The sequence below is a fragment of the Hyphomicrobium sp. 802 genome, assembly GCF_000526135.1.
Taxonomy (GTDB): Bacteria; Pseudomonadota; Alphaproteobacteria; order Rhizobiales; family Hyphomicrobiaceae; genus Hyphomicrobium_B.
This window is the reverse complement of record NZ_JAFM01000001.1, coordinates 3,142,474-3,158,482: the sequence shown is the minus strand read 5'-3', so window position 1 is coordinate 3,158,482 and position 16,009 is coordinate 3,142,474. Positions and strand designations below refer to the sequence as shown.

11 protein-coding genes are annotated in these 16,009 nt (G+C 61.4%); 4 read left to right on the top strand and 7 right to left on the bottom strand.

Annotated features, from left to right (window positions below; all coding sequences use genetic code 11):
* Window positions 1-27: 27 nt before the first annotated feature.
* From HYP802_RS0116085 to HYP802_RS0116075, 3 genes are read right to left on the bottom strand one after another with little or no spacing between them, the layout of a single operon-like run.
* On the bottom strand, window positions 28-3,156 hold the full coding sequence (locus tag HYP802_RS0116085) for an efflux RND transporter permease subunit (RefSeq protein ID WP_013948416.1): 3,129 nt from the start codon (window positions 3,154-3,156) through the stop codon (window positions 28-30).
* A 4-nt stretch (window positions 3,157-3,160) separates the two neighbouring features.
* On the bottom strand, window positions 3,161-6,307 hold the full coding sequence (locus HYP802_RS0116080; RefSeq protein WP_013948415.1) for an efflux RND transporter permease subunit: 3,147 nt from the start codon (window positions 6,305-6,307) through the stop codon (window positions 3,161-3,163).
* On the bottom strand, window positions 6,304-7,638 hold the full coding sequence (locus HYP802_RS0116075) for an efflux RND transporter periplasmic adaptor subunit (RefSeq protein WP_013948414.1): 1,335 nt from the start codon (window positions 7,636-7,638) through the stop codon (window positions 6,304-6,306). The genes HYP802_RS0116080 and HYP802_RS0116075 overlap by 4 nt, the downstream gene beginning before the upstream one ends.
* 408 nt (window positions 7,639-8,046) lie before the next feature.
* On the opposite strand from HYP802_RS0116075, the gene HYP802_RS0116070 reads away from it, so the two are divergent.
* Window positions 8,047-10,005, top strand: a complete 1,959-nt coding sequence (locus HYP802_RS0116070) for an EAL domain-containing protein (RefSeq protein WP_024276125.1) — start codon at window positions 8,047-8,049, stop codon at window positions 10,003-10,005.
* Between the two features lie 15 nt (window positions 10,006-10,020).
* On the opposite strand, the gene msrB is transcribed toward HYP802_RS0116070, so the two are convergent.
* Entirely contained in the window at window positions 10,021-10,518 is a 498-nt protein-coding gene (gene msrB, locus HYP802_RS0116065; RefSeq protein WP_013948411.1) for a peptide-methionine (R)-S-oxide reductase MsrB, read from the bottom strand.
* Between the two features lie 107 nt (window positions 10,519-10,625).
* Window positions 10,626-11,345, bottom strand: coding sequence for a DNA/RNA nuclease SfsA (sfsA, locus tag HYP802_RS0116060; RefSeq protein WP_024276124.1), 720 nt, complete (start codon window positions 11,343-11,345; stop codon window positions 10,626-10,628).
* A gap of 87 nt (window positions 11,346-11,432) precedes the next feature.
* On the opposite strand from sfsA, the gene HYP802_RS0116050 reads away from it, so the two are divergent.
* The gene (locus HYP802_RS0116050; protein WP_029671034.1) at window positions 11,433-12,179 is read left to right on the top strand and encodes a molybdopterin-binding protein; all 747 of its coding nucleotides are present in this window, start codon (window positions 11,433-11,435) and stop codon (window positions 12,177-12,179) included.
* A 1,299-nt stretch (window positions 12,180-13,478) separates the two neighbouring features.
* Here HYP802_RS0116050 and HYP802_RS23870 read toward each other — a convergent pair.
* The gene (locus HYP802_RS23870; RefSeq protein WP_024276122.1) at window positions 13,479-13,811 is read right to left on the bottom strand and encodes a hypothetical protein; all 333 of its coding nucleotides are present in this window, start codon (window positions 13,809-13,811) and stop codon (window positions 13,479-13,481) included.
* A 75-nt stretch (window positions 13,812-13,886) separates the two neighbouring features.
* A complete protein-coding gene (locus HYP802_RS0116035; RefSeq protein ID WP_024276121.1) occupies window positions 13,887-14,504 on the bottom strand; it encodes a hypothetical protein in 618 nt (205 codons plus the stop codon).
* A gap of 434 nt (window positions 14,505-14,938) precedes the next feature.
* Here HYP802_RS0116035 and HYP802_RS0116025 point away from each other — a divergent pair, with 434 nt between their 5' ends.
* Together HYP802_RS0116025 and HYP802_RS0116020 are read left to right on the top strand one after the other, a co-directional pair.
* Window positions 14,939-15,166 (top strand): hypothetical protein, encoded by a 228-nt coding sequence (locus HYP802_RS0116025; RefSeq protein WP_013948405.1) that lies wholly within the window; start codon window positions 14,939-14,941, stop codon window positions 15,164-15,166.
* A 309-nt stretch (window positions 15,167-15,475) separates the two neighbouring features.
* Entirely contained in the window at window positions 15,476-15,820 is a 345-nt protein-coding gene (locus HYP802_RS0116020; protein WP_013948404.1) for a GIY-YIG nuclease family protein, read from the top strand.
* Window positions 15,821-16,009: the final 189 nt, after the last annotated feature.

Here is a 16,009-nt window from a genome sequence, read left to right as displayed (position 1 = left end):
GGCGTAGATGCGAGCCAGCAGGGAAGTTCACGGCCTAGGTGCGTCTTGCGGAACCATTTGCGTCGAGCGCGATTTTCGTTGCCGCGCGATCCAAGCCTTCCCACGCTCCAGCATCAGGTAAATCACCGGCGTCGTATAGAGCGTCAGGATCTGCGACACGACCAGTCCGCCGATAATGGTGATGCCGAGCGGCCGGCGCAATTCCGAGCCGGGGCCGATGGCGACGGCAAGCGGAACAGCACCCAGGAGTGCCGCGAGCGTTGTCATCAGGATGGGCCGGAAGCGCTGCAGGCACGCGTCATAGATGGCGTCATGCGGGGAAAGCCCAAGCTCGCGTTCGGCGTGGATTGCGAAATCGACCAGCATGATGCCGTTCTTCTTCACGATGCCGATCAGCAGAATGACGCCGATGAGTGCGATCAGCGACAGATCCATATGGGCGAGTTCGAGGGCCAGCAGCGCGCCGAGGCCCGCGGACGGCAACGTCGATATGATCGTCAGCGGATGCGCGAGGCTCTCGTAGAGAACGCCGAGTACGATGTAAATCGAGAGCAGAGCGGCGACGATCAGCAGCGTCTGGGCGCGCGCTTGCTCCTGAAATGCTTTGGCATCGCCGGCGGGCTCGGCCCGGATGCTTTCCGGCATATGCAGTTTCTGCAGCGCCTGATCGATCGCCTGCAGGCTCGTGTCTATGCTGACACCCGGCTTCAGGCTGTAGTTGATGGTGACCGCCGGGAAAGGTCCCTGGTGATTGACGACGAGCGGCGCGATGCCTTCAGTCAATGTCACGACGCTCGACAGCGGAACCTGCCGCCTTCCGTCAATCGTCGGTACATAGATGCGCGACAGATCTTTCGGCTGGCCCTGGAGATTGGGGTCCACCTCGATGACGACTTTATATTGATTGCGATCGGTATAGATCGTCGAGAACTGCGTCTGCGAAAAGGCGTTGGATAGCGCGGTGTCGATATCGGCGATCGCCACGTTGAGGCGTGAAGCGACATCGCGGTTGATGTTGACGTTGAGCTGAAGGCCGCCGGATTCGCGATCCGAGCTGACATCGACGACACCGGGAATTGCGCGAACCGCGGTGAGGGCTTTCGGCACCCAGGCATAAAGATCGTCGGCGTTAAGCGACCACAGCGTGTATTGATAGTCGGCTTTGCCCGAGCGGGCACCCGCGCGGATATCGCGCGACGGCATCAGCCGCGTCGCCAGCCCGACGATCTTGCCGAGCGGCTTCCTCAGCCGGTCAATGACTTCCGCCGTTGGCACGTTGCCGCGCTCGCTGAGCGGCTTGAGGCTGATGAACATGCGGCCCTGGTTCTGCGTCGGATTGAAGCCGCCGGCGCCCATCGACGAACCGATGTTGTCGACGGCAGGATCGGCGAGGATGACCTTGAGCGCCCGGTCCTGGAGCTTCTTCATTTCGGCGAATGAGATATCCGCATTGGCTTCGGTCGCCGCGATGATCAGGCCCGTGTCGTCCTCGGGCAGAAAGCCCTTCGGCAGTACGCTGTAAAAGTGCACGGTCAGGAAAATCGTCGCGATGAAGACGCTCAGCATGACAAGCTGATTACGCAGCGCGATCCTGAGAGTGAACGCATAGGCGCGCACAACCATGCTCAGCGCACCTTCGAAGATACGGTCGGCGAGGTTGCGGTGTTCTTCGGCGCCTTCCTTGATGAAGTGCGCGCAAATCATCGGCGTGACGGTCAGCGAGACGATCGCGGAAATGACGATGGCGAAAGTCAGCGTCATGGCGAACTCGTGCAGCAGCCGGCCGGCAATGCCGGTCATGAACAGCACAGGAATGAATGCTGCGACGAGCGAGACGGAAATCGAGATGACGGTGAAGCCGATCTGGCGCGAGCCTTCCAGCGCCGCAGGAATGGGCTTCATGCCCTTTTCCATGTTGCGGTAGACGTTTTCGATCATCACGATTGCGTCGTCGACCACGAAGCCGACCGCGACGGCGAGGGCCATCAGCGTCAGGTTATTGATGGAATAGCCTGCCGCCCACATGGCCGCGCACGTTCCGGCAAGCGAGAGCGGCACCGTGATGCCCGCGGCGATGGTCGGCGTCGTGCGCCGCAGAAAGACGAACACGACCGACATGACGAGCAGGATCGTGAGACCAAGCGTGAACTGCATGTCGTGCACCGAAGCGCGGATCGTCGTCGTGCGGTCGGACAAAATGGAAATGTCGACGCCCGCCGGAATCCATTCCTTGAGCTGCGGCAGGATCGCCTTCACGCGATCAACGGTGTCGATGACGTTGGCATCGGCCGTCTTGGTGACGATGAGCAGCACGGCGGGTTGCAGCCCGTAGCGTGCGAGCGAGCGGGCGTTGCGCGTCGCTTTTATGACCTTGGCCACGTCGCCGACCTTGACCACATCGCCGTTCGGCATGTTCTTGACGATGATGCCCCTGTAATCCTCGGGCTCTGTCATCTGCGAATTGGACTGCAGCACAATCGTCTGGTTCGGTCCGTCGATGGAGCCGATCGAAGACAGATCGTTCGCCGCCTCGACGGCGTTTTTGACGTCGTCGAAGCTCACGCCCATCGAAGCCACGAGCGTCGGATCGACCTGAATGCGCGTCGCCGGCTGGTCGGCACCGCTGACATCCACATCGGCCACGCCTTCGACTTGCGAGATACGTTGCGCCAGGATCGTGTCGGCGGTGTCGTAGATGTCGCTGGTCGTCATCGTCTTCGACGTCAGCGCCAGAATGAGAATGGGCGCCGCTGATGGATTATATTTGCGGTACGTCGGCACCTGCGGAAGATCGCCGGGAAGATCGGCCGTCGCGCTGTTGAGGGCGGCTTGAACGTCGCGCGCTGCGCCATCGATGTTGCGGTTGAGGTCGAACTGCATCGCGATCGATGCCGAGCCGAGCGAGCTGGTCGACGTCATTTCCGTCACGCCCGCGATCTCGCCGAGTCGGCGTTCGAGCGGCGATGCAACGCTTGCTGCCATCGTCGCTGGATCGGCACCCGGTCGCGACGCCATGATGCGGATCGTTGGAATTTCGATCGACGGCATGCTGGCGACCGGCAGCATGAAGTATGCGACCGCGCCCACCAGAAAGAGCCCGATGGCGAGAAGGGCTGTGCCGATCGGCCGTTCGATGAAGATGCGTGAGACGTTCATGCGCCTACTCCGCAGCCTCGCGGTTACCCGCGGTGATCGCCCGTGATTGCTCCGGCGCAGCGGCAACCGGTTCGCCATTGGCGTCGAGCGCGCGGCCGCCAAGCCGGGCGCGCAGCCGTTCCATCGCCAGATAGATGACGGGCGTGGTGTAAAGCGTCAGCAGCTGGCTGAGCAGCAAGCCGCCGACGATGGTAATGCCGAGCGGGTTGCGCAATTCCGATCCCGTTCCGCTTTCGAGAGCCAGCGGCAATGCGCCGAACAGCGCCGCAAGCGTCGTCATCATGATCGGTCGGAAGCGCAGAAGTGCCGCTTCCTTGATCGAGGCCCGCGGCGATAGTCCACGCTCGCGCTCCGCTTCCAGCGCGAAGTCGATCATCATGATCGCGTTTTTCTTCACGATGCCCATCAGCAGGATGATGCCGATCAGCGCCACGAACGACAGGTCGTTGCCCGTCAGTTCCAGTGCCAGCGCCGCACCGATGCCAGCCGACGGCAACGTCGTCAAAATCGTGAACGGATGAATGAGGCTCTCATAAAGCACGCCGAGCACGATATAGATCGTGACGATGGCCGCCAGGATGAGCCACGGCTGGTTCTGCAGCGACTTGGAAAACTCCGCCGCGTCGCCATAGAACGTGCCCGATACCGTCGCGGGAAGGTCGATATCCTTCTTTGCCGTGTCGATGGCCGCGAGCGCATCGCTCAACGACGCGTTCGGCGCCAGGTTGAAGCTGATCGTGATGGCCGGGAACTGATCCTGGTGGCTGATCGCAAGCGGCGCCGTCTCGTACTTGATTTTCGCGACGGCCGTCAGCAGCACGGGCGTCCCGGCCGTCGTTGATGCAACGTAAAGCCGGTTGAGGCGTGACGGGTCGCTGCGATATTGCTCGGCGGCTTCCAGCACGACGCGATACTGGTTCGCCTGCTCGTAAATCGTCGAAACCTGCCGTTGGCCAAACGCATTGCTCAGCGCATCGTTGATGGCCTGCATCGTAACGCCGAGGCGTCCGGCGACGACACGATCGACGTCGATCCGCGCGATCAGGCCGCCATCGACTTCTTCCGTTGCGACGTTGCGCAGGAACGGCGATGTCCTGAGCGCGTCGGCCATCTTCTTCGACCACTCAGTGACCTCGGCGCTGTCGGTGCTGGCGAGCGTATACTGATAGCGTGCGCGGCTCGACTGCGTTGAAATCTGCACGTCTTGTACCGGCTGGAAGTAGACCATCGTGCCCGGCGCGGTCTTGACCTCGCGCTTCAGGCGCTGGATCACCTCGACGACGTTGGACTCGCGTTCGTCGCGCGGCTTCAGCATGATCTTGAGGCTGCCCACATTCTGGGTCGCATTGAGCTGGCCGATGCCGACGATCGAAGCGACGCCGGCAACGTCTCTATCCGTTGCGACGATGGCTGCGACGTCCTTCTGCAGCTTCGTCATTTCGGTGAACGAGATCTGCGGGCTGCCCTCGACGACGGCGGTGATGGCGCCGGTATCCTGGTCGGGCAGGAAGCCCTTCGGCATGATGACATAGAGCCAGATCGTCAGGACCACGGTCATCAGCGCCACGATAAGCGTCGCGCCCTGATGCCGGAACACGAATTCCAGCGAGCGGTCGTAACCGGCGATCACGCGCTCGATGAAGCGGCCGATGATGCCCGACTTCTCGTCATGGCCGCCGCGCAGAAGCTTCGAACACATCATCGGCGTCAGCGTCAAAGACACGATCGCGGAGACGACGACGGCAATCGTCAGGGTCATCGCGAACTCGCGGAACATGCGCCCGACGAGGCCCGTCATGAAGAGCAGGGGGATGAAGACGGCGATCAGCGACAGCGTCAGCGAGATCACCGTGAATCCGATTTCGCGCGCACCATCGAGCGCCGCCTTCATCGGCTTCTCGCCCTTCTCGATGTGGCGCACGACGTTCTCGATCATGACGATGGCGTCGTCGACGACGAAGCCGGTGCCGATCGTCAAGGCCATCAGCGACAGGTTATCGAGACTGAAGCCGCAGAAATACATCACGCCGAACGTGGCGATCAGAGAAACCGGCAGCGCCACGCCTGCAATGATCGTCGCGCGCAGCGAGCGTAGGAACAAAAGCACGACCATGACGACGAGGCCGACGCTCAGGACGAGCGTGAACTGCACGTCGCGGACGGAAGCCTCGATCGTGCCGGTGCGGTCGCTGACGATCTGCAGATTGACGCCGGCCGGCATCGAACGTTCGACGCGGGGCAGTTCGTCCTTGATGCGGTTGACCGTATCGATGACGTTGGCGCCGGGCTGCCTCTGAACGTCGACGATGACCGCAGGCTTGCCGTTATACCAGCCGCCAACGCGTGTATTCTCCAGCCCTTCCGTGACCTTCGCGACGTCCTTGACGCGGACCGGCGCCTCGTTCCGATAGGCGATGATGACGTCTTCATAGATGTGCGCCTGGTCGATCTGGTCGTTGGCGGCAATCGTGTAGGATTGCTTCACGCCGTCGATCGAACCTTTCGGCCCCGAGACGTTGGCGCTCGCAATCGCGGCGCTGAGATCGGCCATGCTGAGGCCGTAACTCGCCAGCCGCGAGACATCGGCTTCGACGCGCACCGCAGGCTTGATGCCGCCTTCGATCGATACGTGGCCGACGCCCGAGACCGACGCCAAGCGTTGCGCCAAAAGCGTATCGGCAAGGTCAGACAGCGACCTGAGCGATTGCGTATCGGACGTCAGCGCTAAGGTGACGATCGGCGTGTCGGCCGGATTGACCTTCGAATAGGTCGGCGGGTAGGGGAGGTTTTTGGGCAGCGTCGAGCCAGCGGCATTGATCGCTGCCTGGACGTCCTGCGCCGCGGCGTCGATATCGCGGTCGAGGTTGAACTGCAGCGTGATGCGGCTCAACCCGAACGAGCTCGTAGAAGACATCGCTGCGAGCGATTGGATCTGTCCGAACTGGCGTTCGAGCGACGCCGTAACGAGCGTCGACATCGTCTCGGGGCTAGCGCCCGGAAGCTCGGTCGTCACCTCGACGGTCGGGAAATCGACCTGTGGCAACGACGAGATCGGCAGCGCGAAGTAGCCGAGAATGCCGCCGAGGATCGTCGCTACTGCAAGCAGTGACGTCGCGATCGGACGGACGATGAAAAGGTGCGAAACGCTCATGGCGATGCGCCGTTATCCTGGTCGTGGTGGCGGCGATGTTTGCCGTGGCGCTGTTCGTCGCCTGACGTCGAGCCGGTAACGAGCGCGGCTTCCGTCGGCAACTGCGCGGCCTGCGCGTTCTGATCCGCCGAGGTCGACTTTTTGCCGTCCGGCGACTTCTTGTGGTGCGGCTTGTCGGTGGCAGGCGCGGATGTGCCGTCATTAATAGAGACAGTCGATCCGTCCTTCAGACGGCTGAAGCCGCTCGTCACGACCTTGTCGCCCGGCTTGAGGCCTTCGGCGATGACCGCGAACTTGTCGTCCTGGCGCGAAACCTTGACGGCACGCATCTCGGCGGTGTTGTTGGGGCCGATGACGAACACATAGGTTCCGTCGGGTCCGCGCTGCACGGCTTCCGTTGCCACGACCGTCGCGTCTTTGACGGTATCGACCAGCAACCGCACATTGACGAACTGGCCCGGCCAAAGCTGACGCTTCTCGTTCGGGAATTCGGCCTTAAGCTTGATCGTGCCGGTTTGCTGGTCGACCTGATTGTCGATGACCTTCAGCGAGCCGGTTTCGAGTTCCGTCTGGCCGTCCGTCGACAGCGCCGTCGCGACCAGCGGACCGGTCTCGATGGCTTTGATCAGGGTGGGCAACTCCTGCTGCGGCAACGTGAAAGTCGCTGTGATCGGCTGCACCTGCGTAATCACGACGATGCCGGTGGTGTCATTGGCGTGCACGAGGTTGCCTTCGTCGACGAGGCGGATGCCGGTACGGCCGTCGAACGGCGCCACGATCGTCGTATAGCCAAGGATTGCCTGCGCATTCTCGATGGCCGCGACGTCGGATTTGATCTGCGCTTCCTGTTGCTTGATCAGCGCGACTTGGGTGTCAATCTGCTGCTGGGAAATGGCGAGCGTGCCGACCTTCTGGTAACGGTCGAGGTCGCGCTTGGTGTTGGCGAGCAGGGCTTCGTCGAGCGCTTTCTTTGCTACGGCCTGATCGAGCTGCGCCTGATAGGTCGCCGGGTCGATCTTGGCGAGCAGATCGCCCTTCTTGACGTCCTGGCCTTCCTTGAAGTTGACGCTCAAAATGCGGCCGTCGACCTGCGCCCGGATGGTCGCGGTGTTCAGAGCTTTAACGGAGCCGACGCCTTCGAGATAGATCGGCACGTCAGCCTTCGCGGCGTCCTTGGCAAGAACGGCAACTGGGCCGCCGAAGCCGCCGCGCGCATTCCGGCCTTTGGCGCCATCCTCCGGCGCTCCGCTGCCTCCGTGCATCGTATAATAGACGCCGCCCGCTATCGCACCGATAACGACGACCGTAGAAACCCACCGGAGTAACGCCATAGTCTCTTTGCTCTCGTAAGAACTTCACATGCCGGGCTGAACGATTGGCACGCGGAAGCTCTGTCCCATACACCCGGAGAAGAAAACGCACCGCCCTGCGGAATCCGTTGCCCTTCGTGTGATGCTTCTGCATCACATGACCGAGGTACGCATGGGCCACCGGAATGGCCGAAACATGCCGCAAAGCCTCCCGGGTCGCGGGGCCATAACGAAAACTCGCACGGCGCCGCTTATGCTCTCAATTATCATATCTTGCTTGCAGCGAGTGACGCGGCGCAACACTCGGAAAGCGCGATTTTTTTTGCGAGTGCGGGAGCAACTTAACGAATTATCTGTCCTGGCGCAGCAGGATCGTTAAGGGCTCCGGCCTAGTGTGGCCGCCGTCTCAATGCGCACTGAGGCCTGGAAGTGAAATTTCTGCATGATGAAGGCGGGTGGAAGTGGTCATCCGTCCACAAGGAGCAACTTGCGAGTATCGCCCGGGCAACGCCAGCGGCGATGGCTGGTTACGCGATCAACGTCCTGCTGGCCACCATCGCATTCAGCGGCCTAATTCGATGGCCTGCGCTCGTGCTCTGGACGCTCTTTGCATTAGCGATTTGCAGTTTTGTCGGCATTCGGTCACTGCGTAACCGTGCTAATCACCGGACGTCTGCCAACGGCAGAAATACCTCGCGCCGGCCGGCCCGAAACGCCTTGCTGTTTAGTGTCCTGCTGGCGCTGCCCTGGAGTCTGCTTGGAACGCTATGGACCGGGACGGTTGCCAACAGCGAGGTCATCATTGTTGCGCTTGTAGTCGGCATGGCCGCGAGTGGCAGCGTCTTGCTCTCTCCCATTCCTGCCGCCGCGATCCTCTATGCGGCGACGATCCTGATCCCGTTGGCGGTGAAGTGCGTGTTCATCACGCTCGACAACCATCTCATTCTCGCCGCACTGGCGCTCAGCTATTTCATGTTCCTCGTCGGCCTCATTGCGTCGAACGCCCGGATTTTCGCCGAGCGCCTGGAGGCCGTCGAAAAACTGAAGGACTCCTTTGCCGCCCTGGTGTCGGCGCGCGAAGAGACCGAACGTGCCGCGATGACCGACGGCCTGACGGGTGTCGCCAACCGCCGCGCTTTCATGGCCCGCCTCAACACGCTGGCCGCCGATCGCGACCAGTCGCCGGAATATGGCGTCTTCTATATTGACCTCGATCGCTTCAAAGGCGTCAATGATGCCTTCGGTCACGCGGCGGGCGACGCGGTGTTGCGAATGGCGGCGTCGCGGATCGCGAAGGTCGTCCGTGACGGCGATCTGGTCGCGCGCCTCGGCGGCGATGAGTTCGCTGTCGTCGCTCAGGAGATCTGCGGCCGCGCTACGGCGCAGGCTCTGGCCGTGCGTCTCGTCTCGGCGTTATGCGATCCGTTCTTTCTGGAAGGTCAGCGCGTGCAGATTGGCGCGAGCGTTGGCGTCGCCATCGCTTTCGAAAGCGACTCTACCGGCGATCAACTGCTGACGCAGGCCGATCTTGCGATGTACGCGAGCAAGTCTGCGGGTCGCAACGCGCACTGCGTTTTCGAGCCCGACATGCTGCGCTCGGTGGAAGAGCGCCAGGCCGTCGAGCAAGGGCTGCGGAGCGCGCTTGCCAAGAACGAATTGGAACTCTTTTTCCAGCCGATCCACGGCCTGACCAAGAATGAAATTGCCGGCTTCGAGTGTCTCATTCGTTGGCGGCACCCGCTGCGCGGTCTGCTGCCGCCCGCCCAATTCTTAAGTATAGCCGATGAAATCGGGATGGCGAACGATATCGGCGGCTGGGTGATCGAGGCTGCATGCGCCCAGGCCGCGAAGTGGCCATCCGATGTCGTCGTCGGCATCAATCTATCGCCGTTGCAGATCGCCTCCGACGACGTCGCGCAACGCGTCGAGCGCGCGCTCAAGTCATCGGGCCTTCCGGCCAATCGGCTCGAAATCGAGATCACCGAGACGAGTTTGCTGCAAAACGATCCTGTGACGCTCGATCAGCTCAAGCGGCTGAAACAACTCGGCGTCTCGATCGCACTTGACGATTTCGGGACCGGCTATTCGTCATTGAGCTATCTTGTCAGCTTCCCGCTCGATCGCATCAAGATCGATCGGCTGTTCGTCAGTCAGCTTGGGCGTTCGCGCGAAAGCGATCTCATTGTGCGCTCGATCACGCAGCTTGCGCGCAACCTGAACTGTACGGTTGTCGCCGAAGGGATCGAGACAGACGAGCAGCTTCAAAGGCTGCGCGCGCTTCATGTCGGGTTCGGGCAGGGCTATCTGTTGGGAATGCCGATGCCCGCCGCCGAGGCGACGGAATTTCTGGCTTCGGGCAAGAGCAAGGCTCTCGCCCAAAGCGCTTGACGATTTGCTTGCTGGCTAGGCGACTTTGGGCACGAACTTCAAAGCCACGCCGTTCATGCAGTAGCGCAGGCCTGTCGGTTTCGGACCGTCTTCGAACACATGACCAAGATGTCCGCCGCAGCGGTGGCAATGAACCTCCGTGCGGGTCATGAAGTAGCTGTTGTCGGTAGACGTCTCGACCGCACCATCAAGCGGCTTCCAGAAGCTCGGCCAGCCGGTGCCGCTATGATACTTCGTTTCCGACGAGAACAGTGCAAGCTGGCATCCGGCGCAAAGGTAGGTGCCCGGCGCGTCGTTTGCATCGAGCGGCGACGTGCCAGCACGTTCGGTGCCCTGCTTGCGCAGCACGTTGTACTGCTCCGGCGTCAGCTCTTTGCGCCACTCCGCGTCCGACTTCGTAACTTGGAATGTCTCGGCCGAACCTTCCGCCGCCAAGCCGGTTGCCGATTTAAGTGCTGCGACGCCACCGGCCAGGGCAAGCCCGAGCCTCGAAAAATCGCGACGTGAATACATCGATCGTCACCTTGGGTTTCGTTTCCTTGACCGGCGCCCTAAACGCCGTCTGCTGGAGAGTACGTTGCCTCTCTCTTGTGTGTTTCAGCCGTTGACCGGCCTTCTCGTTAAAGATCCGCAATCTCGATGCGTTTCTCAACTGCGATTTCTGTAGGGCTGAGCTGGCATTTATAGCAGAGCATTTCAACACCTGATGCTGCAGCAGCCTGAAAAGCGGCGGCATATGCGGGGTCGATGTCACGCGCGAGCTTGAAACTCTCTGCATCGCTGCGCTGCACAAGAAAAACCATCACGGCGCGGTGGCCCTCGCCAACCATGTTTGCAAGTTCGCGCAAGTGTTTGGCACCGCGCTCTGTTTTGCTGTCGGGAAACTCGGCGAGGCCGTTCTCGCGCATCAAATGCACGTTCTTCACCTCGACATAGCAGTCGCGATTATCGCGTCCGCCCGAAAGCAGCACGTCGATGCGGCTGTTGAGGCCGTATTTCACTTCGCGCCGCAACATCGGATATCCGGCGAGCTCGACAATCGTTCCGGTCTCGATGGCTTCGGTGACGAGCGCGTTCGGTCGTCCCGTATTGATGCCGACGAGGTGCGGACCCGTCCCAAGGTCGGCCTCGATCATCTCCCAGGTATGCCGGTATTTACGCGTCGGGCTGTCGCTTTCCGAAAGCCAGACCCTCGAGCCGGGCTTCGTTAGGCCGAGCATAGAGCCCGTGTTGGGGCAACTCGCAGTGACGGTGACGCCGCCTGCGGTCGTGACGTCCGCGAGAAAGCGCTTGTAGCGCTGGATCAGAATGCCGGGCACGAGAGGGTGTGTAAATTTCATGGATCAGGCCATATCGGCGTTCGGCGCCGCCCGGCAAGTATTTTCGCCGCGCGTTCGGCGGTGCTATGACGGCGGCTGAAAGCAGCGATGGACGAGCGAACCTTGACGGAAGAACGGATTGTTACGGCAGCCCTCCTGGTCATCGGCGACGAGATTCTGTCGGGCCGCACCAAGGATGAGAACATCGGCGCCGTCGCCGAGCATTTGACGAACATCGGCATCCGCTTGCAAGAGGTGCGCGTCGTCGCCGACGATGAGGATGAGATCGTCTCGGCCGTCAATGCGCTTCGCTCCCGCTACACCTATGTGTTCACGACCGGCGGCATCGGTCCGACGCACGACGACATCACCGCCGACAGTATCGGCAAGGCCTTCGGCGTTTCGGTCGACATCGACGCCCGCGCGGAAAAGCTGCTTCGTGACTATTATACCGGCCGCGGGCTTGAGGTGACGGCTGCGCGCTTGCGCATGGCGAGAGCCCCCGCTGGTGCCGAGCTGATTGACAATACGCTCTCGGTCGCGCCGGGGTTTCGCATCGGCAATGTGTTCGTGATGGCCGGCGTGCCGAGCGTCATGCGCGCCATGCTCGCAAGCGTGACGCCGATGCTGGAAACCGGCGCCAAGCTCTTGTCGATCACCATTCCCGTCGATCGCCCCGAAAGCGAGATCGCGGATATCTTCTCGAAACACCAGCAGCGCTATCGCGACGTGGCGATGGGCAGCTACCCGCAATTGCGCAATGGCCGCCCGGTGTCCGACCTCGTGCTGCGCTGCTCGAATCCTCAGCGCCTGAACGAGGCGGCTGAAACGCTCAAGGCTGCGCTGAACCTTTGAGCGACGCTGGTGTCGCCCTATCAGGCGCCGCGAGGGGCGCTGCGATAGGTGCCGGCGCAGGCTCGGGAGCGCTGGGCCTTATGGTTCCTGATGACTGTTTGTTGCAGTCCGGCGACCACGTGTAAGCGCTCCGATCGCCGCAAACATGCGGATCAAAGTCCTGCGGACAGTCGCACCTCTTGATGCGTATTGGTCTCAGCACGGACGTGGCGGATGGCCCCGTCGCGTCGGTGCTAGGTCTTGGCTTGGCCGGTATCGCCAGCGCGACCCGTTTCGCGTGCACGCGCTTTTTGATGGTTAGTCGCTCGACCGGCGGATCGCAGACACAACCGCTTAGAAACGGCAGCAATGCCAACGCAATAGATCCCAGGAATAGACGCAAAATTTCCCCCGAAAATCCCCGTATTTGCGGCCCCCGCGCGAGATGAGACGCATACGCCCTATGCGGCGCAACCGGAGAATTTCGTTCGGCTTCGTATTACGCGCCGCATGATGCATATACGCCTCAGCAACCGTGGCCGTGGGGGCGCATGCGGCACACCGTTTCACCTCCGTAGAAATGGAGCCAACTCAGTCACGCAACGTCATGAAATAACTTGTGATTGCTTGAGAATTGTAACGGCAATTCTTGGGTTGTCGTGGTGCATCGCAAACTCTATGGTCCGGCGCTGCAGTTGGTGTTTTGTTCCAAGGCGGATGGAACGCACGGAGGAGAACGGCGCGTAGGCCCGTGCCGAAGAAAGACGGGAGAGTAGGGATGTCATCGAGTATTCGTCGCCGTGCGCACGTATGCGCAGCGGCATGGGCTGCCTGGAGTGTGCCGGCAGCCGTTGCAACGGTGTTGGCCTTCAGCGCCGCCCCTGTCGAAGCCAAGACGCCTGGCAAGACATACTGCTTCAACCACACCTGTCACCGCGTGCTGAGCATCGCCGAGATGGTCGCCATTGTTGGCCAGGACACGGTGCTCCAAGCCTCGTACTATGACGACTGTCGCCGCGATCGCTACAACCCATGCGGATTGACGTCATCTGGCGAAGCCTTCCGCCCCAACGAGGCCGACAGCGCCGCCAGCCCGATCTATCCGGACGGCACGATCCTGCTCATTCGCAACCCTGATAATGGCAATGCCGCCGTCGTTCGCGTCAACAACGCCGGACCGTACTGGCGTCAGCGCAAGCTCGACGTATCGCGCGCAACCGCGCACAAGCTGGGCTTTGCCGGAAGCGGCGTTGCGAAACTCGAAGTCCGCGTGATGTCGGCGCCATCCATCGTCGACGCGACCTATAAAAGAAATCGCCGTTATGCGCCGGTCCCGGGTTCCATCGGGTCGTTCGCATCGCTCGACCAGGCCCAGGGCGGCATGATGATCGCGATGGCGCTTGATGCCATGTCGACGTCGGTCTTCGCGCCGGTCGCCGGCAAGATGCTGACAGCGGTGAAAACCATGAAGCCCGCATTGGCCAACGTCCTGCGCACGGATTCAACCCGTGTGGCGTCCGTTGACGGAACTGTGCCGGCAAGCATCGCGGTGAATTTCGAAAAGTCGGCGGCTGCGGTTGAGAAGCCTGAGGCCAAAGCTGAGGCGCGTTCGCTTGTTCTCAGACGGGCGACTGTGGCGTCGCGTTCGGTCAAGCGTTCCCCCGCCCGTTCGGCACGCGTCGCCAAATGGCGCAGCAAAACGCGCTGGGCGTCTGCGACGTCGCGCCGTCAGTTCAAGGGCAGCCGGTCGGCGTCGTCGAGGTCGAGCAGGAGCGTCCGCTTCGCAACCGGCGCCTCTTCGACGAAGAGATCGTATTGGACGTCGAGAGCATCCAGGAAGGCCGCCGCCATATCCAAGAGAGGCCCGAGAGCCATGCGCGCGGCGACCAGGAAGCTGTCGTCGATCGTCAGGTCCGACGCTTTCCGGATGGCCGCTGCATCGGGAGCGATCAGTCCGCGGCTGCGAACGTAGGCGATGATCTCATCGCCCGTGTCGAAGTCGAGTTCGCGCGCGTCGCCGCTTTCCTCGACCGCGTCGAGCAGAATGGCCGTGCCCGCCACAAACAACCGCCCGAGCATACGAAAACGATCGTCGTATTCCGAGAGCGCTGCGGCATGGCTGCGCGCCTTCAGGACGCGGGCGACAAGCATCAGCTCAAGGGCGCGGATCTCGTCGGCAATCTTGCGCTGACGCATCACGAAGTCTGCCGGCTCGCTGGTGTGCTCCGCGAGTTCGCGCCACTGGCTGCCGCGCACCATGATGTCCTCGCCGGCGGCGAGTGCAGCGTCGAGGTGATCGGCCAGCATATAGACCGATAATGGCGCCTGCGCCCCACCGAGTTTCATCTTCAACTCCGCATTATTTCTCAAGCACTTGGATACGACTGAAGCGCGTTGATTCGCTATTGCCGAGCGGCGTTTACCCAAGGTGCAAAAGGAACGGGGAGGACTGAGGATAAGGTGTGGAAGCGCATAGCGGCTTCATGCTGGACACAATCAAAAACGCAACAAACAAGGCGTTTGCGGTCTTTCGCTGAGAATCGCTGTGATTGATGCGGCGTATACGTCCGATGAACGCCGAAATGTTTTCGCGCCTCGATGTGGCCGAGACGACATATAAAGCCGTCGCAAAAATGCGACGAGTGCCTCCGAGGCGAGGCGGCCGTTCGAAAAAAATCTTCCGAGCATTTGAAGTCTTCTTCTTTCTCTTTTCTGGAACCGCCGCCTAGCGTCGCGTTGCAGCTCGAGACCGGCTGCGGCTCTGCTTGGGAAAGAAGACAATGAAAATTGCACGATTGATTTTGCTCGGCGCCGTCGCTCTCGGCGTTGGCGCCACCGCTTCCGCCGAGGCTGCAACGACAGCGCCACGGCTATCCGCCTCGCACACTGCAACGCTCGTCACGCTGAAATCAAAGGACAAGAAAAAGGTCCACGCGCACAAGGCTGGCAAGCAGAAGGTCGCGCAGACGCACAAGACGAAAAAAGTGAAGAAAGCCAAGAAGACTTGACGCCGGATCGCGCGCTGGTCGGGGGGTCGATTCAGTCCGCGGATCCACACCGCCGAGAGCACGCTCCGTTTCCTCGCATCTCAGGACGCACGCTCTCGGCGGGTTGGTTCTACCGAGACACCTAACCACCGTCATCCCGGCGAAGCGCAAAGTTCCGAGCGCAGCCGCAGCCGCCAACCATTTCTAGACATACCGGCGCAACAGTCAGCCCCACCACCGTCATCCCGGCGAAGGCCGGGATCCAGCCAACGAGCAATCAAAGGATTTGCGCGATCTCCTGCGGCGCTTCAATCTGCGCAGGGGGACGTCATGAGCCGGAAAAGCAAATCACCGTGCGTCTATATCTTGGCGAGCGGCCAAAACGGCACGCTCTACATTGGCGTGACGAGTGATCTTCACGCGCGGATGGCTCAGCATTCCCAGAAGCTCATTCCCGGCTTCACTGCGCAATACAACGTGACGCAACTCGTCTACTACGAGCTCCACGAAACGCTCGACCAAGCCATAGCGCGTGAGAAGCAGTTGAAAGAATGGCGGCGGACTTGGAAGCTGCGTTTGATCGAACAGATGAACCCCGAGTGGCGCAATTTCTTCGATCCGCAAACAGGCGAGATCGGCGCGGGTCCATTTGATAAGTCCGAGCAGGCTCTCTGACCGACAGTCTGCTGCGGCTTGTCTGGGTGCCGACCTTCGTCGGCATGACGGAGAATGGGCAATCTCCACTCCATCTCCCTCATCCCGGAGAAGGTTAGCCCCCGCGATAGCCCCAACACATCATCCCGTCGTTCGCAGACCATTCCCCATTCCGTCATCCCGGCGCAGTCTGTCATCTCCCACCGTCAT

Bases quoted from the DNA above. Each gene is read 5' to 3' on its own strand.
- HYP802_RS0116075 (WP_013948414.1), bottom strand. From the start codon at position 7,638: ATGGCGTTACTCCGGTGGGTTTCTACGGTCGTCGTTATCGGTGCGATA.
- sfsA (WP_024276124.1), bottom strand. From the start codon at position 11,345: ATGAAATTTACACACCCTCTCGTGCCCGGCATTCTGATCCAGCGCTAC.
- msrB (WP_013948411.1), bottom strand. From the start codon at position 10,518: ATGTATTCACGTCGCGATTTTTCGAGGCTCGGGCTTGCCCTGGCCGGT.
- HYP802_RS0116080 (WP_013948415.1), bottom strand. From the start codon at position 6,307: ATGAGCGTTTCGCACCTTTTCATCGTCCGTCCGATCGCGACGTCACTG.
- HYP802_RS0116020 (WP_013948404.1), top strand. From the start codon at position 15,476: ATGAGCCGGAAAAGCAAATCACCGTGCGTCTATATCTTGGCGAGCGGC.
- HYP802_RS0116035 (WP_024276121.1), bottom strand. From the start codon at position 14,504: ATGAAACTCGGTGGGGCGCAGGCGCCATTATCGGTCTATATGCTGGCC.
- HYP802_RS0116050 (WP_029671034.1), top strand. From the start codon at position 11,433: ATGGACGAGCGAACCTTGACGGAAGAACGGATTGTTACGGCAGCCCTC.
- HYP802_RS0116025 (WP_013948405.1), top strand. From the start codon at position 14,939: ATGAAAATTGCACGATTGATTTTGCTCGGCGCCGTCGCTCTCGGCGTT.
- HYP802_RS0116085 (WP_013948416.1), bottom strand. From the start codon at position 3,156: ATGAACGTCTCACGCATCTTCATCGAACGGCCGATCGGCACAGCCCTT.